Annotated in this window: 19 protein-coding genes, 1 tRNA gene and 1 other RNA gene; 13 read left to right on the top strand and 8 right to left on the bottom strand. The window is 63.4% G+C overall.

Translation table 11 applies throughout. The features are described from left to right. Positions 1-47 precede the first annotated feature (47 nt). Positions 48-359: a hypothetical protein gene (locus EP867_RS10285; RefSeq protein WP_128488838.1), complete on the top strand. Its 312-nt coding sequence runs from the start codon at positions 48-50 to the stop codon at positions 357-359. A 287-nt stretch (positions 360-646) separates the two neighbouring features. Next, the gene (ctaD, locus tag EP867_RS10280; protein ID WP_128488836.1) at positions 647-2,317 is read left to right on the top strand and encodes a cytochrome c oxidase subunit I; all 1,671 of its coding nucleotides are present in this window, start codon (positions 647-649) and stop codon (positions 2,315-2,317) included. Positions 2,318-2,654: 337 nt separating this feature from the next. On the opposite strand, the gene EP867_RS10275 is transcribed toward ctaD, so the two are convergent. Then, positions 2,655-3,116, bottom strand: a complete 462-nt coding sequence (locus EP867_RS10275; protein ID WP_128488834.1) for a GatB/YqeY domain-containing protein — start codon at positions 3,114-3,116, stop codon at positions 2,655-2,657. Positions 3,117-3,287: 171 nt separating this feature from the next. Here EP867_RS10275 and carA point away from each other — a divergent pair, with 171 nt between their 5' ends. Together carA and EP867_RS10265 are read left to right on the top strand one after the other, a co-directional pair. Then, positions 3,288-4,445, top strand: a complete 1,158-nt coding sequence (carA, locus tag EP867_RS10270; RefSeq protein WP_128488832.1) for a glutamine-hydrolyzing carbamoyl-phosphate synthase small subunit — start codon at positions 3,288-3,290, stop codon at positions 4,443-4,445. Positions 4,446-4,562: 117 nt separating this feature from the next. Continuing rightward, positions 4,563-6,623, top strand: coding sequence for a glycosyltransferase (locus tag EP867_RS10265; protein ID WP_128488830.1), 2,061 nt, complete (start codon positions 4,563-4,565; stop codon positions 6,621-6,623). Positions 6,624-6,811: 188 nt separating this feature from the next. On the opposite strand, the gene EP867_RS10260 is transcribed toward EP867_RS10265, so the two are convergent. Then, positions 6,812-7,477 carry a GntR family transcriptional regulator gene (locus tag EP867_RS10260; protein WP_128488828.1) on the bottom strand — a complete coding sequence of 222 codons (666 nt, stop codon included), beginning with the start codon at positions 7,475-7,477 and terminating at the stop codon, positions 6,812-6,814. Between the two features lie 79 nt (positions 7,478-7,556). Between EP867_RS10260 and EP867_RS10255 the strand changes: the two genes are divergently transcribed. From EP867_RS10255 to EP867_RS10245, 3 genes are all read left to right on the top strand, one after another. Continuing rightward, on the top strand, positions 7,557-8,222 hold the full coding sequence (locus tag EP867_RS10255; RefSeq protein WP_128488826.1) for a pyrimidine 5'-nucleotidase: 666 nt from the start codon (positions 7,557-7,559) through the stop codon (positions 8,220-8,222). Positions 8,223-8,457: 235 nt separating this feature from the next. Beyond that, positions 8,458-8,691, top strand: coding sequence for a hypothetical protein (locus tag EP867_RS10250; protein ID WP_128488824.1), 234 nt, complete (start codon positions 8,458-8,460; stop codon positions 8,689-8,691). Positions 8,692-8,768: 77 nt separating this feature from the next. Beyond that, positions 8,769-9,968, top strand: coding sequence for a UbiH/UbiF family hydroxylase (locus EP867_RS10245; RefSeq protein WP_128488821.1), 1,200 nt, complete (start codon positions 8,769-8,771; stop codon positions 9,966-9,968). Positions 9,969-9,986: 18 nt separating this feature from the next. Here the strand turns inward: EP867_RS10245 and EP867_RS10240 are convergent, their stop codons facing one another. After that, positions 9,987-10,976, bottom strand: a complete 990-nt coding sequence (locus tag EP867_RS10240; RefSeq protein WP_128488819.1) for an asparaginase — start codon at positions 10,974-10,976, stop codon at positions 9,987-9,989. A gap of 191 nt (positions 10,977-11,167) precedes the next feature. Between EP867_RS10240 and EP867_RS10235 the strand changes: the two genes are divergently transcribed. Beyond that, on the top strand, positions 11,168-11,704 hold the full coding sequence (locus tag EP867_RS10235) for an invasion associated locus B family protein (protein ID WP_241656883.1): 537 nt from the start codon (positions 11,168-11,170) through the stop codon (positions 11,702-11,704). A gap of 88 nt (positions 11,705-11,792) precedes the next feature. Continuing rightward, a tRNA-His gene (locus EP867_RS10230) sits at positions 11,793-11,869 on the top strand. Positions 11,870-12,104: 235 nt separating this feature from the next. On the opposite strand, the gene EP867_RS10225 is transcribed toward EP867_RS10230, so the two are convergent. Genes EP867_RS10225 through exbB form a run of 3 tightly spaced genes read right to left on the bottom strand, consistent with a single transcriptional unit; the run spans position 12,105 to position 14,599 of the window. Further along, positions 12,105-12,977 (bottom strand): TonB C-terminal domain-containing protein, encoded by an 873-nt coding sequence (locus EP867_RS10225; RefSeq protein WP_128488817.1) that lies wholly within the window; start codon positions 12,975-12,977, stop codon positions 12,105-12,107. Then, the gene (exbD, locus tag EP867_RS10220; RefSeq protein WP_128488815.1) at positions 12,974-13,453 is read right to left on the bottom strand and encodes a TonB system transport protein ExbD; all 480 of its coding nucleotides are present in this window, start codon (positions 13,451-13,453) and stop codon (positions 12,974-12,976) included. Before exbD ends, EP867_RS10225 begins: the two co-directional genes overlap by 4 nt. A gap of 3 nt (positions 13,454-13,456) precedes the next feature. After that, positions 13,457-14,599 (bottom strand): tonB-system energizer ExbB, encoded by a 1,143-nt coding sequence (gene exbB / locus EP867_RS10215; RefSeq protein WP_128488813.1) that lies wholly within the window; start codon positions 14,597-14,599, stop codon positions 13,457-13,459. Positions 14,600-14,775: 176 nt separating this feature from the next. On the opposite strand from exbB, the gene rlmN reads away from it, so the two are divergent. After that, positions 14,776-15,981, top strand: a complete 1,206-nt coding sequence (gene rlmN, locus EP867_RS10210) for a 23S rRNA (adenine(2503)-C(2))-methyltransferase RlmN (protein WP_128488811.1) — start codon at positions 14,776-14,778, stop codon at positions 15,979-15,981. Between the two features lie 124 nt (positions 15,982-16,105). Here the strand turns inward: rlmN and EP867_RS10205 are convergent, their stop codons facing one another. Continuing rightward, a complete protein-coding gene (locus tag EP867_RS10205) occupies positions 16,106-18,169 on the bottom strand; it encodes a TonB-dependent receptor domain-containing protein (RefSeq protein ID WP_128488808.1) in 2,064 nt (687 codons plus the stop codon). Positions 18,170-18,532: 363 nt separating this feature from the next. After that, positions 18,533-18,896, bottom strand: a transfer-messenger RNA (tmRNA) gene (gene ssrA, locus EP867_RS10200). A gap of 61 nt (positions 18,897-18,957) precedes the next feature. On the opposite strand from ssrA, the gene EP867_RS19815 reads away from it, so the two are divergent. From EP867_RS19815 to EP867_RS10190, 3 genes are read left to right on the top strand one after another with little or no spacing between them, the layout of a single operon-like run. After that, positions 18,958-19,125, top strand: a complete 168-nt coding sequence (locus EP867_RS19815) for a hypothetical protein (RefSeq protein ID WP_164888827.1) — start codon at positions 18,958-18,960, stop codon at positions 19,123-19,125. Positions 19,126-19,129: 4 nt separating this feature from the next. Beyond that, a complete protein-coding gene (gene murA, locus EP867_RS10195; protein WP_128488806.1) occupies positions 19,130-20,398 on the top strand; it encodes a UDP-N-acetylglucosamine 1-carboxyvinyltransferase in 1,269 nt (422 codons plus the stop codon). A gap of 25 nt (positions 20,399-20,423) precedes the next feature. Continuing rightward, positions 20,424-20,903 (top strand): DUF2948 family protein, encoded by a 480-nt coding sequence (locus EP867_RS10190; protein ID WP_128488804.1) that lies wholly within the window; start codon positions 20,424-20,426, stop codon positions 20,901-20,903. Positions 20,904-20,970 lie beyond the last annotated feature (67 nt).

Raw genomic sequence — 20,970 nt, 5'->3', positions numbered from 1 at the left:
AAAGACGAGCCCCCGCTTTTGCGGACTGCCGATCACAGGAGACTGTCATGCCCCGCCTGCCCCTCTTCGCAGCCCTTGCGCTGACCGCCGGTCTCGCAGCTTTTGCGCCGCAGACCGCCATGGCTGAAAGCGGCCTCAAACAGCCGCTCTATGGCAAAACCGACACTCTGGGCGACCCGGGCCGGATCGGGCCGAACGGCGCTTTGCACAAAAAGGTGGTGGCCGGGGACTATTTCAACTTCCGCGAGCTGGTTGAGATGGACCTTGAGGCTGATGACATCATCACCCTGACGATGTTCACCAGCCTGCCGAGCCGCGCCCCGCGCGAAGATCTCAACAGCCCCTATCCGCTGCGCTGAGCGGCTTCGGAACCGGGTTGCGCGGCGACAGGCCGCAGGCCCGGACCCCCTTCACAGCCGGAGGGCGTGTCGCGTGATCCGGCGGCACACACCGGCGCCGCCGGGCGAAGCCCCCACAAACCATGGCAAAATCTGGCATTTGCGTCACGCTGTGACGCTCTCACGCAAACTCCGCCATTGCGACCGGATGCCGCACGTCTTACAACCCCGACAGAGAATTGGCACGCGCAGGCAGGATTCTGCCCGATTCCTGCCTGCGCGCACTTAACACCGAACGGGAGACGAGCATGGCCGACGCCGCCATCCATGGCCATGGTGAGCACGACACCCGCGGGTTTTTTACCCGCTGGTTCATGTCCACCAACCACAAGGATATCGGGATCCTTTACCTTCTGACCGCAGGCCTCGTCGGCCTGATCTCGGTCTTGTTCACCGTCTATATGCGTATGGAGCTCATGGAGCCCGGCGTTCAGTACATGTGCATGGAAGGCGCACGTCTGACGGCGGCTGCCACGGCGGATTGTACGCCTAACGGTCACCTCTGGAACGTGCTGATCACGGCCCACGGCATCCTGATGATGTTCTTCGTGGTGATCCCGGCGCTTTTTGGCGGTTTTGGCAACTATTTCATGCCGCTTCAGATCGGCGCGCCGGACATGGCGTTTCCGCGTCTGAACAACCTCTCCTACTGGCTCTATTTCGCCGGTACCGCTCTGGCGGTCTGCTCGGTGCTGGCACCGGGTGGCAACGGCCAGCTCGGCTCGGGCGTGGGCTGGGTGCTTTATCCGCCGCTTTCGGTGCGTGAAGACGGTCTGTCGATGGATCTCGCGATCTTCGCGGTGCACGTCTCTGGTGCCTCGTCGATCCTTGGTGCGATCAACATCATCACCACCTTCCTGAACATGCGCGCCCCGGGCATGACGCTGCATAAAGTGCCGCTCTTTGCCTGGTCGGTGTTTGTGACTGCCTGGCTGATCCTGCTGGCCCTGCCCGTTCTGGCCGGTGCAATCACCATGCTGCTGACCGACCGTAACTTCGGCACCACCTTCTTTGACCCCGCCGGCGGTGGTGACCCGGTGCTCTATCAGCACATCCTGTGGTTCTTCGGCCACCCGGAAGTCTATATCATCATTCTGCCGGGCTTCGGGATCATCTCCCATGTCATCGCAACCTTCTCGCGCAAGCCGGTCTTCGGCTATCTGCCGATGGTCTATGCGATGGTGGCAATCGGTGTTCTGGGCTTCGTCGTCTGGGCGCACCACATGTACACCGTGGGTATGTCGCTGACCCAGCAGGCCTATTTCATGATGGCCACCATGGTCATCGCGGTTCCGACCGGGGTGAAGGTCTTCTCCTGGATTGCAACCATGTGGCGCGGCTCGATCTCGTTTGAGACGCCGATGCTCTGGGCCTTTGGCTTCCTCTTCCTCTTCACCGTGGGTGGTGTGACCGGGATCGTCCTGTCGCAGGCCGGTGTGGACCGTGCCTATCACGACACCTATTACGTTGTGGCGCACTTCCACTACGTGATGTCGCTGGGTGCGATCTTCGCGATCTTTGCGGGCATCTACTACTGGTTCTCGAAGATGACCGGGAAGGCCTATCCGGAATGGGCAGGTAAGCTGCACTTCTGGATGATGTTCATCGGCGCCAACCTGACCTTCTTCCCGCAGCACTTCCTGGGCCGTCAGGGCATGCCGCGCCGCTACATCGACTATCCGGCTGCTTTTGAGTACTGGAACTACGTCTCGTCGATCGGTGCCTTCATCTCCTTCGCCTCCTTTGCTTTCTTCATCGGCGTGATGATCTATTCGCTGAAATGGGGCAAAGCAGACCCGCGTCCGAACCCGTGGAATGAATATGCCGACACCCTGGAGTTCACCCTGCCCTCGCCGCCGCCGGAGCACACCTTCGAGCAGCTGCCGAAGCAGTCGGACTGGGACCGCGCGCATCACTGATGCCCGCAACGCCCGGGGCCGGTAAAGCCCCCCTGGCTGGCAGATAAAGAAAGGCCCCGGATACTCCGGGGCCTTTTTCTTTTCGCCTGCGAAGGCCGGACACTCTGTTTCTGACACGGCTTTGACATGTCCTGGCCCGCGCGAGATGTTCGGGCGGCAGCCTTATCACCTGAACTCTCAGGCGACAGGGATCGAGACCATATCACCGTACATTCCGGCACAGGGCTAAGCCCCGCTTATGATCAAGGCAGGCATGTCTATGCCTGCTCTCGCGGTATCGCAGCGTCTGAGCGGCAGGCGACACTGAAAGGGGCGCCCGCAGGCGCCCCGATCTCTTTTACATCAGCCGGGCTTTGACCGCTGCACCTACGGTCGAGAAATCCATCGAGCCGGTGTATTTCTCTTTCAGCGCAGCCATAACCTTGCCCATGTCGCGGATGCCCGTGGCCCCGGTCTCGGCAATCACTCCGGCGATCGCCTCTTCGGTCTCGGCGGCGGTCAGCTGACGCGGCAGGTAATCTTCGATGATGGTGATTTCTGAGAGTTCCTTGGCTGCCAGCTCCAGACGGCCACCCTCTTCATAGATCTTCGCGCTTTCCTGACGCTGGCGGACCATCTTCCCCAGAAGCGCCAGGATATCGCTGTCGGGGATCCCCTCCGCCGCGGTGCCGTCCCCGCGCGCGGCAATATCACGGTCGCGGATCGCCGCACTGATCAGACGCAGCGTTGAGGTGCGCTCCGCCTCGCGCGCCTTCATGGCCTCCTTGAGACCCGCATTAATCCTGTCGCGCAAAGACATACTAAAACCTTCCGAAATGAGATCCCTGAAGCCTAATCTGAGCGGGTGCTGCGATCAAGTCTTGAGCAATTTTCCAAGGCATTGATTTTCAACGAAAATCCTTTTGTCACAAACCCTTGACCCCGGCCCCTCACAGGCATAGTTTCCGCCCCGTTTATCCCGGAGTTGCCCATGCCAAACGCTGCCCCCCGCCCCACCGCCTGCCTGGCCCTTGCTGACGGGACGCTGTTTTACGGTCAGGGTTTCGGCGCCGTTGGCGACACTGTTGCCGAGCTGGTGTTTAACACCTCGATGACCGGATATCAGGAAATTCTGACTGACCCCTCCTATGCCGGTCAGATCGTCACCTTCACCTTCCCGCATATCGGCAATACCGGCGTCACGCCGGAGGACGATGAAAGCGTTGAGACCCCGGCCGCGGCCGGTCTCGTGGTGAAATGGGATCCGACTGAGCCGTCGAACTGGCGCGCCACTGATGATCTGGTCGCCTGGCTGAAAAAGCACAACCGCATCGCCATCGGCGGCATCGACACCCGCCGTCTGACCCGTGCCATCCGCCAGCAGGGCGCGCCGCATGTCGCCCTTGCCCATAATCCGGACGGCATTTTCGACATCGAGGCGCTGATCGCCAAAGCCCGCGCCTGGAAGGGCCTTGTGGGTCTGGATCTCGCCAAAGACGTCACCTGCGCGCAAAGCTACCGCTGGAACGAGAAGACCTGGGCCTGGCCCGAGGGCTATACCCAGCGTGAGGGCGAAGGTCTGCGCGTTGTGGCCATCGACTATGGTGCCAAGCGCAACATCCTGCGCTGCCTCGCCTCGGCGGGCTGCGATGTGACCGTTCTGCCGGCCACCGCCACCGCAGAAGATGTGCTCGCGCTGAACCCGGAAGGCGTTTTCCTCTCGAACGGCCCCGGCGATCCGGCCGCCACCGGCGTCTATGCCGTGCCGATGATCCGGGAAGTGCTGAAGAAAGACATTCCGGTCTTCGGCATCTGCCTTGGTCACCAGATGCTGGCGCTGGCCCTGGGGGCCAAAACCGTCAAGATGAACCACGGCCACCATGGTGCGAACCACCCGGTGAAAGACGTTGAAACCGGCAAAGTCGAGATCACCTCGATGAACCACGGCTTCACCGTCGACAGCCAGACCCTGCCCGAGGGTGTGATCGAGAGCCACGTCTCGCTCTTTGACGGCTCGAACTGCGGTATCCGCATGACCGACCGCCCGGTGTTCTCGGTGCAGCACCACCCCGAGGCAAGCCCGGGCCCGCAGGACAGCTTCTATCTCTTTGAGCGGTTCGCCGAGGCCATCCGCGCCCGTCGCGCCTGAAGATAAGATCCCGTCACAGCGGGTCTCAGAGGCCGCGCCCTTCACGGGGCGCGGCTTTTGCTTTGCGGCAGGCGCAGGGTTAACGCGCGGTTAACCAATCGCTGCGAGGCTCGGGCGATGGACACCCGTCATCATTTTCCTGAGCTGCCTCCCCTCTCTTCATCCGCCGCTGCACCTTCGCCCGCGGCTGCGGATGCGCAGCTTCTGAACCTGCTGCTCAGCCGTTTCCCGGAACGGCGCCCCGCGCTCCGCAGCGCGGGGCTGACCGCCATGCGCTGCCGGATCCCGCTGACCGATGAGTTGCGCGCGCGGCGTCTGCTGAGCGAAGATCTGCTGCTGACGCTTCTGAGTGAGGTGAGCGGGCTGCCGCGGTCTGGCCCGGGCCCGCTGCGCCCCTGTGCGGAGCTGCTGAGGCTCTGCGGGGCTGCGGCCTGCCTGCAGGCGCTGTGCCTGCCTCTGGGGCGGCGGGGCGATCGGGTGGTGCTGGCGGTCGCAGATCCGCACAGCCTTGCCCGGATTGCGGAATGGCCCGTCTTTAAGGGCCTTCGCCTTGAAGGCTGTCTCGCCCCGCCCGAGGAGATCCGGACCGCCATCGCCCGCTGCGCCGCCCCCGCTCTGCTCGCGGCGGCTGAGACCCGCCTGCCCGCAGATCTCAGCGTTCGTGGTCTTGCGCCCTCTCTGCCGCGCGCGCTCCGCCCGGCTTTGTGGTGCGCCATCGCTGCCATTGTGATTTTACAGCCCGCCGTCGCGTTTCTGCTGCTGACCGCCTGGCTTTCTCTGGCGCTGATCGCTTCAACGGCGCTGCGGTTATATGCGCTGGTCCAGGGCCTGCGCCATCCGCCAAAGCCGCCCCCCCCGCCCGAGCTGGTGGCAGAGCCGCCGGTGATCTCAATCCTTGTGCCGCTCTTTCGGGAGCCGGATATCGCGCCGCGCCTGCTGCGGCGCCTGGAGGCGCTGGCCTATCCGCGCGGCTGCCTTGAAGTGCTGCTGATTCTCGAAGAACAGGACCCCGAAACGCTGCAGGCCCTGCGCTCTGCCGGTCTGCCGGGGTGGATGCAGCTGGTTGTGGTGCCAAAGGGCAGCGTCACCACCAAGCCCCGCGCGATGAACTACGCGCTCTCCTTCGCGCGGGGCAGTATCATCGGGATCTATGACGCCGAAGATGCCCCCGACAGCGATCAGCTTCTGCAGGTGGCAGCCACCTTTGAGGCCGCGCCTGAGGATCTGGCCTGCCTGCAGGGGGCCCTCGATTACTATAACCCGCGCAGCAATCTGATCGCGCGGCTCTTTACCGCTGAATATGCCGCCTGGTTTCGGGTGATGATGCCCGCGCTGCAAAGGATTGGCTTTCCGATGCCGCTTGGCGGCACCACCCTCTTTATCCGCCGCGCGCATCTGGAACGCCTCGGGGCCTGGGATGCCCATAATGTCACCGAAGACGCGGATCTTGGGATCCGCATCGCCAGGCACGGGCTGCGCACGCAGATGCTCAGCGTCACCACCCATGAGGAGGCGAACTGCCGCCCCCGCCCCTGGATCCGCCAGCGCAGCCGCTGGATCAAGGGCTATATCCTGACCTGGGCCGTCCATATGCGAAACCCGCTGCGGCTCTGGCGTGCTTTGGGGCCGAAGGGATTCGCGGGCTATCAGCTGCTTTTTCTGGGTGCGCAAAGTCAGGTGCTGCTCGCGCCGCTGAACTGGTCGTTCTGGCTGATCTTTGCGGGGCTGCCGCATCCCGCACGCGGCCTGATCGCTGAACCGATACTCCTGACGATGACCGCGGTCTTTCTGCTGAGTGAGGTTCTGCTGATCGCCTGCGCGGCCCTTGGACTTCAAAGGACGCGCCACCCCAGCCTTTGGAGGGTGACGCTGCTCTTTCAATTCTACCACCTGATGGCGGCCGTGGCGGGATGGCGGGCGCTGCGCGAGGCCTTCCGCAATCCGTTTTACTGGGCCAAGACCTCTCACGGCCATTTCGACGGTGAGGTCGCAGGCCCCCCCGGAATTACACTGCCCGATCCGCATGAAGGTGATGGCCCCGCCCTGCCCGAGGCGGGCCTGCGGCAGTTTCCCGAAAGCCAAAAGCAAAAGACCTCGCTTTTTGCGGGCCCTGCCGGCTCAGCACCCCGGCAGCTTTTCCCCAAAAAATCCGCTGAAACCGAAGCGCCCGACAGATAACGCCCCCATGTTCAGGTGGCGCAGGCGATCCGCAGTCTCAATAATGGAGGACACCGGCAGGCCCGGAACGGGTGCCCGACAGGATTTCCCCAACGCGGGCCGGGCTCCCCGAGGTCGGCCGGGACAAGACCTGAGGCCGGCGTCAGCCCCCCCGTCGCCCGCCCGGCGCAGCCCAAAAACCCGAAGGGTCAGACCATCTTCACTTCGCCCGCGTCAATCATCAGGCGGGTCTCAAAGGCCAGCGAGATGTGCAGGCGAAGCGCCGCGCAGGCGGCGTCACCATCCCGGGCTGCAATCGCGGTGACCAGGGCCTCATGCTCGGCGAGAGCGGCCGAATCGCGGCCCTCAGCCGCCAGAGAGGTTGAGGCCAGAAGCGCCATGGAGCGGTGCACCAGATCGAGCTGCTGGATCAGATACCGGTTGTGCGACGCCAGATGGATCTGCTTGTGAAACCGCCGGTTCGCCCGCGCCAGAGCGCCCGGATCGCCCAGAAGTTTCATATCTTCGCGCACCATAGCTTTCAGCAGGCGAATCTCTTCTTCACTCGCATGCTGGGCCGCCAGACGCGCCGCCAGCCCCTCGAGTTCAGCCCGCACCGCATAAAGTTCTGCCAGCTGATTGTGGTCCAGCGAGGCGACAATCAGGCTGCGCCCGTCGCGCGACAGCATCGACTGCGTCTCAAGACGCTGCAAAGCTTCGCGCACCGGGGTGCGCGATACGCCAAACCGCTCGGCCAGCTCTGATTCCACCAGCCGGTCGCCGGGGCGATAGATCCCCGCATCGATCGCCTCAAGGATCAGAGTATAGGCGTCTTTTTGCGGAACGGGCGGGAGTTTTGCGTGTGATGCTGTCATGGGCGGAAACCTAAGACCCAGTCGCCCGTCGGGCAAGCAAAGGATTGCGCCTGCGACGATCTCATCCTAGCTCTGTGGCATGGAACACGCCGCCGATCCCTCGCCCGCCTTTCGTCACGTCTCAGCCTGGGTCTTTGACCTCGACAATACCCTCTATGATCCCGCGATCCGGCTCTTCGACCAGATTGAGGGCAGGATGGAGGATTTCGTCATGCGCACCCTCAAGGTGGAGCGTGACACCGCCCATCGTCTGCGGCGCGAGTTCTGGGCCACCTATGGCACCACGCTGGCGGGGCTGATGGAAAAGCATGGGATTGAGGCCGATCCCTTCCTTGAAGAGGTGCATGACATCGACTTCAGCGCGCTGAAGCCCGATCCGCTGCTCAGCGCCCGGATCGCAGCTCTGCCGGGGCGGCGCATTGTCTATACCAATGCCACCGTGCCCTATGCCCGCGCGGTGCTTGAGGCGCGGGGGATGACACCGCTTTTTGATGCGGTCTATGGCGTGCAGGAAGCGGATTACCATCCCAAGCCCCGCCGCGAAGCTTTTGAGCGGATTTTCAGCCTTGATGCGCTCGCCACCCGCCAGGCGGCGATGTTTGAGGATGATCCCCGCAATCTGGCGGTGCCCCATGAGATGGGCATGAAGACCGTTCTGGTTGGCCCGGAAGCCGTCACTGCGCCCCATATCCACCATCACACGACGGATCTGAGCAGTTTCCTCGGGCGACTGACTGGTCTTTAATCCGGGTGGATCCGCCCCCCTGAGGCGCATGGACCGCAGAGGTGCCTCAGGATCCGCTTTATCAATCGCGTCCAGAGGGGCAGGCCGCGGAAGCCTTTCTTTTAAAAAGGCATTCCCACTGAACGGGCCGCCTGCTCTGCCCATCGCCGCGAGGGGGTGCGACAACGGGTCCTGCTGCCGCAGCGCCTGGCCAATCGGTATATTGCCCGCGCAGCTTTCACTGACGGAGGGCCCTATGGCCGCAACCGACCAACCGCGCCGCAAGGGCCTTGTCTGGCGTCTGCCGATCATCGGCACCATCCTGCGCGACATTGAACGTGACTTTAACTCGGTTTTCTATCTGATCGGCGGCGCCGTCAGCCTGGCGCTTTCGGCAGCGATGATCTGGGGTCTGCATGTTCTGACCCTCGTCGCGCTGGTCGAGGTCTTCGCGATGTTCGTCTTTATGATCGCGATCACCCGCGGTTGAACACACCCCCTCGCGGCTTCCCCTTTCAGGCCCTTCCGGTTACACCGGGAGGGCCTTTTACCTGAGGAGGGGCTGCCATGACGCGCGAAAGCTTTGACATCCTGGTTTCGGGGGGCGGCGTCGCGGGCCTTGCGGCCGCCGCGGCTTTCGGGACAGCCGGGTTTCGGGTGCTCTGCGTGGACCCTGCCCCGCCCGTCACCTCAGAAGCTGCTGCCGGAGCGGATCTGCGCACCACGGCTTTTCTGCAACCCTCTGTGGCGCTGCTTGAGCGTGCAGGCCTTTGGGCGCGGCTTGCGCCTGAGGCCTCGGCGCTGCAGGTGATGCGTATCATCGATGCCGGCGGCCCGGAGCCGGTGGCCCGCCTCATCCGTGACTTCGACGCCGCCGATATCTCGGATGCGCCTTTTGGCTGGAACCTGCCGAACTGGCTTTTGCGCCGCGAAATGGTGGCGCATCTGGCGACCCTGCCCGGCGTGGAATTCTGCCCCGGGGTGGCCACGACATCGGTGCTGGCGCGCGAAGACGCCTGCCTCGTCAGCCTGTCAAACCAGCGCCACATCCGCGCGAAACTGCTGATCGCGGCGGACGGGCGCGATTCTTTCGTGCGCAACGCCCTTGGAATCGCTGCCACCCGCACCTCTTACGGGCAAAAAGCGCTGGTCTTTTCGGTCACCCATGAACTGCCCCATGAGAATGTCTCAACGGAAGTGCATCGCTCAGGCGGGCCTTTCACGCTGGTGCCGCTTCCCCCCCGCAATGGGCTGCACGCCTCTTCGGTGGTCTGGATGGAGCGCGGCCCCGAGGCGAGCCGCCTGGCCGCGCTGCCAGACACCGAGTTCGAAGCAGAGGCCTTCACCCGCTCCTGCGGCATTCTCGGGGCGCTTAAACTGGCAACGCCGCGCCTGATGTGGCCGATCATCACCCAGAAGGCTGCGGAGTTGACCGCCCCGCATACGGCCCTGATCGCAGAGGCAGCCCATGTCGTGCCGCCCATCGGCGCGCAGGGGCTGAACATGAGCCTGAACGATGTCGCAGCACTTCTGGATCTGGCCGAGGCCGATCCGGAGGCTCTGGGCAGCGCCCCCATGCTGGCCGCCTATGAGCGCGCACGCGCGGGGGATGTGGCGCTGCGGGTCCAGGGGATTGATCTTCTCAACCGCGCCTCCATGCTGGCCCCGCAGCCTCTGCGGGATCTGCGGGCCGGGGCGCTCGGGCTGTTTTACGGCATCGCCCCGGTGCGCAAAGCGCTGATGAAAGCCGGGCTCGGCCTGCGCTGAGCCCGGCCCGGCCCCCTCTCAGCCCGGGAAGCCGGAGGCCAAGCGGATATCGCCGGTTTCAAAGCCGCGCCAGTTCTTCTGAACCGGGTTGAGGCGCTTTTGCGCTGCGGGATGTGCCGCATCGAGAAGGCCATGACGCACCAGCAGTGCCGCGATCACGGCCTCTGAGGCGCGGGAGTTGCCATCCGCGATCTTGACCGCCATCCCCAGCTTTTTCTCGGGCGCGATGGCGATGAAAACGGCTTCTGCCCCGGTCTTGATCGTCACGCGGTGGTTCATGGCGCGCATCAGTTCGGTGCAGGCGCGGCCTTCTCCGGCGACATATTCGGGATGCGCGGCCATGGCCCGGGTCAGGGCAAACATCGCGCGGTCCCGGGCATCTCCCTCGCCGCTCGCCCCGGCGAAAGCCGCCATGGCCCGCGCAAGACCCGTCAGCGAGGTCGCGAAATTCGGCGCGGAGCAGCCGTCGATGCCATAGCCGGGGCTGGTCTCACCGGTGACCTCATCATGGGCCTGGGCGATGGCACGCTGCAGCGGATGGGCGGGATCGACATATTCGGCATCGCCCTTCAGATGACGGTTCATCATCAGAAAGCCGGTGTGCTTGCCCGAGCAGTTGTTATGGATCTGACAGGGCGCCTCACCCGCCCGGATCAGGCGGTTGCGCTCGGTCAGATCTGAGGGTTCGTGACAGCCGCAGCGCAAATCGGCCTCGGACATCCCCATATCCGCGAGCCAGCGGGTCACCGCCCCGACGTGCAGCGCCGCGCCCTGATGGCTGGCGCAGGCCAGCGCGAGCTGCTGCGGCTTCAGCCCGGCCCCCGCGCCGCTCTCCATCAGCGGCAGCGCCTGGATCATCTTGCAGCTCGAACGCGGATAGATCATCGCCGCCGCATCGCCCCAGGCCTCTCTAAGCCCGCCCTCTGCATGCCAGACCACCGCATGGCCCAGATGGCGGCTTTCCATCCGCCCGCCGCGCCAGAGTTCAGCCATCGCAACTGCCGTCATATTCAAATCCTTCCCATTGAACCGTTTGCCGCTGTTCCCGCAGCATAACAGATACGCGATTTCCCGCTCAGGGGGGTTTCAACTGGCAGGATAAACGCGCTAAAAGATGGCATATCGAGTTGAAATAACCCCCGCCACCGGAAAAGCTGGCAAAGCTGATGAGGCAGGGAACGGCTGGAGGCCTTGGGCTGATGATGAAACGACTTTCGGGCGTGCTTGCGGGTGCAGTACTGGCCGTGGGCTTCTCTGCGGCAGGTGCTCAGGCACAGTCGGCGGCACAGACGAAATGCGTCTCGGCAAAGACCGACTGGAGCGTTTGTGTCTGGGAAAAGCCGAAAGAATGCTGGGGCGTCTCGACTCCCAAGGAATCGGTAAACTCGCGCGGCGGCAAGCCGGTTCAGGTGCGCCGCGGCGATACCATGCTGTTTGTGACCTACCGCCCCGGCCAGAATGCCCGCGGTGAGGTTTCGTTCACCCCGGGCTATGCCTATGGTGCCGGTGCGACCGTCACCCTGCAGATCGGCAGTGAACGTTTCACCATGGTGACCGATGGCGAATGGGCCTGGCCGCGTGACGCCGCTCAGGACACCGCGATCCTCGCAGCCATGCGCCGTGGCAATGAAGCCGTTCTGACCGGCTCCTCCTCGCGCGGCACCGATACCCGCGATACATTCTCGCTGCGCGGCTTTACGGCGGCGATGCAGGAAGCTGAAAGCCGCTGCAAATAAGGCTTTCGAAAAAATTTCGAAAAAAGTTGAGGGCTGCCATCCGGCAGCCCTTTTCCTTTCCGTTTCCACAGGTTAAAGAAGCGCCAGTGCCGCCTTAGCTCAGTTGGTTAGAGCGCCGGATTGTGGATCCGGAGGTCCCCCGTTCGAGCCGGGGAGGCGGTACCACTTCAAAACCCGCCCGCAGCGCCGCTGCGGGCGGGTTTTGCCTTTCAGGGTCCCTCTTTAACGTGCCCTGCCCTTGCGGTTCCGGCTACTGCATCCCCCAGGGCCAGATGCCTGAACGGAGGCGCGGACAATGTGCCTTCCCCTCAGTCTGAGGGGCAGGACTGCAGCACGCCGCCCGGGTTCTTACACGGACAAAGAAAAACGCCGCCCCTTTCAGGGCGGCGTATCACAGATGTCAGCGGATATTGACCGGCAGGACCAGATTGGTCGGCTTGCCATCAGGCGGCGCATCGACGCTGCCACGGCTGCGGGCCTGATTGACCAGTTGCTGATCGACCGTAGCATTGCCCGAGCTTTTGCGCAGGCTCACCCCGGTGATCTGTCCGCCGCCGGTGATCGAGATCGCAAGAACAGCCTGGATGCGCCCTCCGGCGAAGCGCTGACGGCGCATGTGGCGATCGAGCTGCCCCTGCACGCCGCGCTTCCAGCGCTGCATGGCATCCGCCGTGGCCGAGCCGCGCGCCGAGGCGGCAGCCCCGCCGTTGCTGGCGGCAGCGGCCTGCTGCGGCGGTTGCGGGCGGCGCTCGCGGCGCGGCTCTTCCCGGCGCGGACGCTCAGCGCGTTCTTCGACCTTCGGAGCCTCCGGACGGCGTTTCGGGCGGGTCTCCGGCGGCGGCGGAGGCGCAACCGGTTCAGGAATATCCTCAGGGGCCGGCGGCTCGGGCTCGGGCTCGGGTTCAGGCTCCGGTTCAGGTTCAGGTTCCGGCTCGGGTTCGGGCTCAGGCTCCGGCTCGGGTTCCGGCTCAGGCTCAGGCTCAGGTTCCGGCTCGGGCTCCTCGATCGGCTCCTCCTCTTTCACCTCTTCCTGGGCGACAGAGGGCGGCTCCGGAGGGGCGGGCTCTTCCGCGATCATCTCCATGACCGGCAGTTCCGTCAGGTCGATAAGCAGGGCCTCGCCGCCCTCCTCACGCCCCATCCGCACATTCAGCCACGAGGCCAGGGCCACCGCGCCCGACAGGGTCAGCGCAACCGCCGCCGCCGAGAGCACCCAAGCGAAATTCTCGGCCAGGACCCGCGTGCGTGCGATCTGCTGCGTCCAGTCGTTCATGGACGCCCCTCCGCAACCGGTGCCTCCGGGGCTGCAGCAGCGGCAGGACCCGCGGTTGCCGCATCCTGACCCACCAGGCCGACCTGCGTAAATCCGCCACTGCGCAGCAGGTTCATCAGCTCCATCAGCGCCCCATAGGGCACGGTCTGATCCGCGCGAATGTAAAGCCGCGCCTCCGGATCAGCGGCGGTCGCCTGACGCAGCACATCCGCCAGCGCCTCACGCGCGATGGTCTCATTGCCGACCGAGATCGTCAGATCCGGCTGCAGCGTCACATAAACCGGCTCCTGCGGGCGCGGCGCGGCTGCGGCATTTGAGCGCGGCAGATTGACCGGCACATCCACCGTCGAGAGGGGCGCTGCCACCATAAAGATGATCAGCAGCACCAGCATGACGTCGATGAAAGGCGTGACGTTGATCTCGGAATTTTCCTGCAGCTCGTCGTCACCGCTGCCCTGGTTGATACCCCCGGCCACGGCTCAGTTCCCCTTCAGGTGACGGAAATCGATGTCACGGCTCAGCAGGCGCAGCGCGGCGGCGCCGGCATCGCCGAGGTTCAGCTTATAGGCTGCGATCCCGCGCGTGAAATGGTTGTAGATCACCACCGCCGGAATTGCCGCCACAAGGCCGATCGCGGTCGCAAACAGCGCCTCTGCGATCCCCGGTGCCACGACGGCGAGGTTGGTGGTGCCGCTTTCGGCAATACCGATAAAGGAGTTCATGATCCCCCAGACGGTGCCGAACAGGCCCACAAACGGCGAGACAGATCCCACGGTCGCCAGAACGCCCATCCCCCGGCGCAGACGCGCGGTGGCCTGGGCATCGACCCGCCCCACGATCGAGACGGCGCGCTCTTTCAGCCCTTCGGCACCGGCACCGTCGAGAACCGCATCCGAGCGGCCATATTCTTCATGGATCGCCCGGGCCATAAAGGCCGCCGGATCCCGACGCTCTCCAAGATCGCGCACTGCCGCCTCAAGCGAGGGGGCGCGGGTCAGAAGCCGTGCCGCCCTGCGGGCGCGGGCTTTGGCAAAGCCGATCTCGATCATCTTGAAAACAAAGATCGTCCAGGTGAGGAAAGCCGCGACAGCCAGCAGGATCATCACCGCTTTCACAACCGCATCCGCCTGGCGATACATGCCCTCCGGCGAGAGGTCATGCGCCGCAGTCTGAGGAGCAGCCCCCGGCTGAACGCCCCCGTGATCCGGGCCGCCCCGATGATGATGCCCGCCGCCGCGACGACCGTTCAGGCCGATCTCGCGCAGCCCCTCCGTGGCTTCAGCCCCCTCAGCGGCTGCCGCATCGGCAGGGGCCGCGGCCTGAGATCCTGCCTGAGATGCCGCAGCGGGCTCCGACTGCGCGGGGGCGTCCGACACCGGCGCAGTTCCGATGACCGGAGCCGCCGGGGACACCGCCGCCGGGGCCGTTTCTTGCGGAGAGGCCGCTTCGGGCGCGGGAGCCGGGACCACTGGCGCGGCCGGGGCCGCCACAGCAGGCGCGGAAGTCTCAGCCGGAGCTGCCGGAGTGACGCCCTGCCCCGCATCAGAGGTCTGTGCCACGGCGGCGGTCGCCAGTCCGAAAACCAACAGCGCGCTGGCGGGAAGAGTAGAAAGCCGGGGCATAACAGGGTCCGATCTCTGGTACGATTCGCGGGAGTTATACAAAAATAGTCAGGAATTGACAGCCCGACCCTCCGGGCCAAAGGTGACAAACTGTGTCACATCACATTTTCCTGCCCGCCCCTTTTGCTTTTCACCGCTTTCAGTCTATATACGGCGCTCAGCCCGAGGATTTGCCCATGACCGCCGCTCAGACTGCTGCGCCTGCCGCCGCGACCGCCCCGATCACCCAGGATGTGATGACCATTCCGCGCAAACTGCCGGAAGGGGGAAAGGTGAACCTTGTGGGTCTCACCCGCGAACAGCTGCGCGAGGCGCTTCTGACGGCAGGCACGCCGGAGAAACAGGTGAAGATGCGCCTCGGCCAGATCTGGCTGTGGATGTATCACTGGGGTGTGCGCGACTTCGCCTCGATGACCAATCTGTCGAAAGACTACCGCGCCCTGCTGGCTGAGCATTTTGAAATTGCCCTGCCCGAGATCGTGACCCGTCAGATCTCGGCCGATGGCACCCGCAAGTATCTGCTGCGCATCGCCGGTGGCCATGAGGTTGAGGCGGTCTATATCCCCGAAGAGGGTCGCGGCACGCTTTGCGTGTCGAGCCAGGTGGGCTGCACGCTCACCTGTTCGTTCTGCCACACCGGCACGCAGAAACTGGTGCGCAACCTGACCGCAGGTGAGATCGTCGGCCAGCTTCTGGTGGCGCGCGATGATCTGGGCGAATGGCCCGAGGTGGGTCAGGGCTCGATTGAGCAGCGTCTGGTGTCGAACATCGTGCTCATGGGCATGGGTGAGCCGCTTTATAACTTTGAGAACGTCCGCGACGCGATGCGCGTGGTGATGGACGGCGAAGGCCTGGCCCTTGGCCGCCGCCGCATCACGCTCTCGACCTCGGGCGTGGTGCCTGAGATTGCCCGCACCGCTGAGGAGATCGGCTGCCAGCTCGCGATCAGCTTCCACGCCACCACCGATGAGGTGCGCGACGTCCTGGTGCCGATCAACAAAAAATGGAACATCGAGAAGCTGCTGACCGCACTTCGCGAATACCCCAAGCTGTCGAACTCGGAACGCATCACCTTTGAATATGTGATGCTGAAAGATGTGAACGACTCGGACGCCGATGCCCGCCGTCTGGTGCGTCTGATCCAGGGGATCCCGGCGAAGATCAACCTGATCCCCTTCAACGAATGGCCCGGCTCGCCCTATACCCGGTCGGACTGGGAGCGCATCGAGGCTTTCGCCGATATCGTCTATAAAGCCGGCTATGCCTCGCCGATCCGCACCCCGCGCGGCGAGGACATCATGGCCGCCTGTGGCCAGCTGAAATCCGCGACCGAGCGCCAGCGCAAGAGCCGCGCACTGATCGAGGCCGAAGCGGGTCTCTGAATTATTCACACCATACGCATAAACGGCGGGCTTCGGCCCGCCGTTTCTTTTTGGCGTCAAATGTAGGCCGATAAACGAAATTGGCAGCCCGAAGGCTGCCAAATCCCAGGTTCAGGTGCTGAACTCAGAAGCGTGTGGTCATACCAAGTCGGAACAGACGTCCGTTTTCCCGATATTCAACCGCCGTTTCCGGCTGTTTATCGAAGAGGTTGTCGATACCAAGATTTACGGTGACCTTGTCGGTCAGCTCATAGCTCGCACCCACGTTGACAAGGAAGTAGCCTTTGCTGTTCTGCCCGCGGGTCACTGCCCCCGTGCCGCCGCCTGCACCCGCAATATCGGCAACCGTAACCGGATTCGCCTGCTTACCGACGTAATTGACCGCGCCGTTAAGCTTCAGGCGGTCGGTTGCCCGGTAATTTCCTCCAAAGCTGACGTTCCACTCAGGCGTCGCGGCCATGGGGAAATCAACATCGATCCCGGTATAGCGGAAAGAGGACTTACCGATCCAGGTTGCCGTTCCTGTCAGACTAACCTTCTCATTGATCTCCTTGCTGAATCCGGCCTCGATGCCTGCCGTTTTACCTGCGTCAAAGTTTGCTCGGCGGAAATATTCCTGAGCGGGATCGTAGCCTTCATCACCGGGCTGCAGCTTCTGTGCCCCGATCATGTCGCTGACATCATTGTAAAAGCCCGTGACTTCCCAGCTCAGGGTCTCACCCTGATAATTCAACCCCAACTCGTAGTTATGCGACGTCTCAGGACGCAGTTCGGGGTTGCCATAGACACTGCAGGTCGGGGTAACGACAGGCACATAGGGCAGACAGGCAGTCCCGCGCGAGGTGAGCAGATAGTCGGGGTTCAAATTTCGCAGGTCAGGTGCGACGAAAGCCTGGCTATAGCCTGCCTTCAGCACCAGTCCACCGCCGAAATCGTAGTTGGCATAAAGCCGGGGGGTCGCATGAACGCCATATTTGTCATGCTGATCGACCCGCAGGCCGGCGGTCAGGGTCAAAGCGTCGCTGAACTGCAGACGGCCTTCCGCATACAGAGCTGCTGTAGCCGTCCGCCCCTCGACAAGCGTTCTGCCACGATTGGAGTAGAGAGGATCGTAAAGTTTCTCCTGGGTAGCCGTGAAGCCCAGAGTGTAATCCAGTGGGCGCCCGCCAAGATTGGTGCTGTTGACATAGCGCGTGTCGAACGTGCGCGTGTCATAGCTGACGGGCTTATCTTCATCGCCCTCTTTCACGTTCTCTGAAAATTCGAACCGCAGGGCCGTCTCCAGCGTGCCGCCACCCAGAGCCCAGGTATTGGTTATGCCCGCTGAATCGCGGCTGACAGTGCGCGCCTCACTATCGGCCGTAAGAGGATTATCCAGATAGTTCTCAGAGGTGCGGCCAATCTCAGCACTCCAGGACATAACCTCTGACTGAGCCCAGTCAAACCGGACACCGCCACTGCGGGTGACGTTTCCTTTGGCCGCGACGCGTCCGTCGGTAGCAGCAGAAGGGCTTTCCACCTTGCTGTATTTTCCCCAGGCGGAAAGTGTAAGATCCTTGCCGAGGGGGCCAGTGACGAATCCCGAAATGTTATGACCGTCAGCGGTGCCACTGCGCTCGCCAACTGTGGATTCAACCGTGGTTGATCCCGACCACTGGTCATATCCTTTTTTAGTAATGATGTTAATCACACCACCCATGGCATCCGAGCCATAGAGCGTCGACATCGGACCGCGCACGATCTCGATGCGCTCGATGGCATCCACCGGCACGACACTCAGATCCCCCTGATAATCACGCGGCATGGTGGCCCGGGTCGACGTACGGCGACCATCGACCAGCGTCAGAGTACGGGAAGAAGACATACCCCGGAACGACACCGATTTGCCGCCGTCGTTCCCGTTGGTGATGTTCAGACCCGGCACGGTGCGCAGCACGTCCTGCAGATCGCGTGCGCCGGTTGCCGCCAGCTCTTCGGCGCCAATCACCGTGATCGAAGCGGGCGCGTCCTGCAGCGAGGTCGCTTTACCCGAAGCCGAGCTGACGAGCACCGCATCAAGCTGCACGTCATCATCGGTCGCTGCATCCTGGGCCAGGGCAGCAAAGGGCAGCGCGGCGCTGATCAGCGCACAGCCGGTCAGAAGGCGGGCACGGGCGAGACGGGAGGCGGTCGTGGGGGCGACAGACATTCAGACGAACTCCGGCAGTAGAAATGTGAGGGGCGGTCGCTGCCAACCGGCTGCATCCGCGGGTTGACGAGGCGATTACCCCCGGGCCGGAATGAAGTCTACCATTTCAATCAGGATTAATTGTAACAGAAGCTGTCACAGGGGCTACCCCGGCCCTCTGGCAACATTTTGCAACAAATTTCTGAAAAAACTTAGGGGGGCCGATGCATCCCGAAGGCGATGAAACGCAGCGAACGCCTCCGCAGGCCCCCTCTGCCAGGTCAGAACCTGATGAACCCGGTCACACGCGGCTGTAGAGGCAAGGCCATACATTCGCCTGCCAGAAGCATCGCAACCGGTGTGAAAATTCTGAAAGATGGGGAAGGTGCAGGTTTCTGTTGCCAGGTACCTGCGAACCCCGCCTTACGGTGCTACCCGCAAGGACTTAGTTTCGGTACCCGAACTGCTTACGCAGCAAGGGCCACCGGAGCACGGTTGTCGTTTGCAACTGTACATTTTGCACCGATAACGGTGGTGGCTCACCGAGACAAAGCAAACATCTTTAGACGTTCGTCGATCCTGTTTCGGCCCCACACTCCCCAAACGAAGGAGAATGATGGTGGAGCCGCCGGGTACCGCCCCCGGGTCCGATCCGCTTATTCCATGCGCGTTTATGTCCATAGTCCCCGTGGGTTGCCCCGGCGAAGACAGATTTAACATAGGCGAGCCGCCGCCGCTTCGCAAGGGGCGCATAATCGGTTATCGGGGTGGAACTGGACGCGCCCTGCGGCGTCAGCTAGAGACAGATCATGACCACCCGCGACATTCCGAAGAAAAACCCGCCCTCCGCCCCGAACAGCCGGGAAGCGCGCCTGAAAGCCGCGCTGAAAGCCAATATGGCAAAGCGAAAGGCGCAGGCGAAAGAACGGGCGTCAGAGGCAGAAGACACCGATACTGATTACGGGCAAGAGGACTGAGGCGATGGATGCGATCCTGGTGCGCGGCGGCGCAGAACTGAATGGTGAGATCCCGATCGCGGGGGCAAAAAACGCCTGTCTGACCCTCATGCCCGCGACGCTTTTGTCGGAAGAGCCGCTGACGCTGACCAATGCGCCGCGCCTCTCAGACATCCGCACCATGACCACGCTGCTGCAAAGCCTTGGCGCCGAAGTGCAGCCGCTGCAGCAGGGTCAGGTTCTGGCGATGTCGTCGCATGATCTGACTTCGCGCCACGCCGATTATGAGATCGTGCGCAAGATGCGCGCCTCGATCCTGGTGCTCGGACCGCTGCTCGCGCGCTTTGGTGAGGCGGAGGTATCTCTGCCCGGCGGCTGTGCCATTGGCGCCCGCCCGGTCGATCTGCACCTCAAGGCCATGGAGGCGCTCGGCGCGCAGATTGATCTGCGCGACGGCTATGTGCTGGCAAAAGCGCCCCTCGGTGGTCTGCGCGGTGCTGTGATCGATTTCCCCTTCGTCTCAGTCGGGGCCACGGAAAACGCGCTGCTGGCCGCCGTGCTGGCCAAAGGCACCACGGTGCTGAAAAACGCCGCCCGTGAGCCTGAGATCGTGGATCTGGTGATCTGCCTGCGCCGCATGGGTGCACAGATTGAAGGTGAGGGTTCTTCGACCATCACCATCCAGGGCGTTGACCGCCTGCATGGCGCGACCCATCCGGTTGTCACTGACCGCATTGAGCTTGGCACCTATATGCTGGCCCCGGCGATCTGCGGCGGCACGGTTGAATGCCTGGGCGGCCGGATGGATCTGGTCACCGCTTTCGCCGAAAAGCTCGATGAAGCCGGTGTGGCGGTGGAAGAAACCGCACGCGGTCTGAAAGTCAGCCGCAAAAACGGCCGCCTGAAGGCCGTGAATGTGGTGACCGAGCCCTTCCCCGGATTCCCGACCGATCTTCAGGCCCAGATGATGGCTATGCTCTGCACCGCAGAGGGCACGTCGGTTCTGGAAGAGAAGATCTTCGAAAACCGCTTCATGCATGCGCCGGAACTGACCCGCATGGGCGCGAAAATCGACGTCCACGGCGGCACCGCCAAGGTGACCGGGGTCGAGCGTCTGCGCGGTGCGCCGGTCATGGCAACCGATCTGCGGGCCTCAGTCTCGCTGATCCTCGCGGGCCTTGCGGCTGAGGGTGAGACGCTGGTGAAACGCGTCTATCACCTTGATCGCGGCTATGAGCGGGTGGAAGAAAAACTCGGCGCCTGCGGTGCCTCGATTGAGCGTATTCAGGAATAATCACTAAGAAACAGGAGGGCGGTTCATGGCAGATGCACGTTTTGAGGACGGCAACGAAAAGCCCCTGCGCCTGCGGGCGCAGAGCGCTGAGGATCTGCCGGTTCTGGCCGCCCTTCTGCAGGATGCGGTCTTCACCGCAGCCGATGTGAAATGGCAGCCGAAAAGCCGCCGCTTTGATCTGCTGCTGAACCGCTTTCGCTGGGAAGATGCGGATCACGCCCGCCGCGAGAACCGCGCCTTTGAGCGGGTCCGCACCGTGCTGACCATCCGCGATGTGCAGAAGGTGGCAAGTCAGGGTCTGAAGCCCGGCAATGCCGATCTGGTGCTCTCGCTGCTGACGGTGACGTTTACGCCCACCGAAGATGGCGCGGGTTATCTTGATCTGACGCTGGCAGGCGATGAGGCGCTGCGGCTGAGCGTCGAATGCCTGGATCTGACGCTCTCAGACGTCACACGCCCCTATCGCGCCCCCTCGGGCCGCGCGCCGGAGCATAAAGATCTCTGATCCGGCTTGAAATCCCGCGCCGGAATGCCTGGATTGAGCGGGGCGGGGGCAGATCCCCTGCCCGTCT

The organism is Falsigemmobacter intermedius, assembly GCF_004054105.1.
Taxonomy (GTDB): domain Bacteria; phylum Pseudomonadota; class Alphaproteobacteria; order Rhodobacterales; family Rhodobacteraceae; genus Wagnerdoeblera; species Wagnerdoeblera intermedia.
The sequence above is the reverse complement of the archived record's forward strand: the minus strand, read 5'-3'. Positions and strand labels throughout refer to the sequence as shown.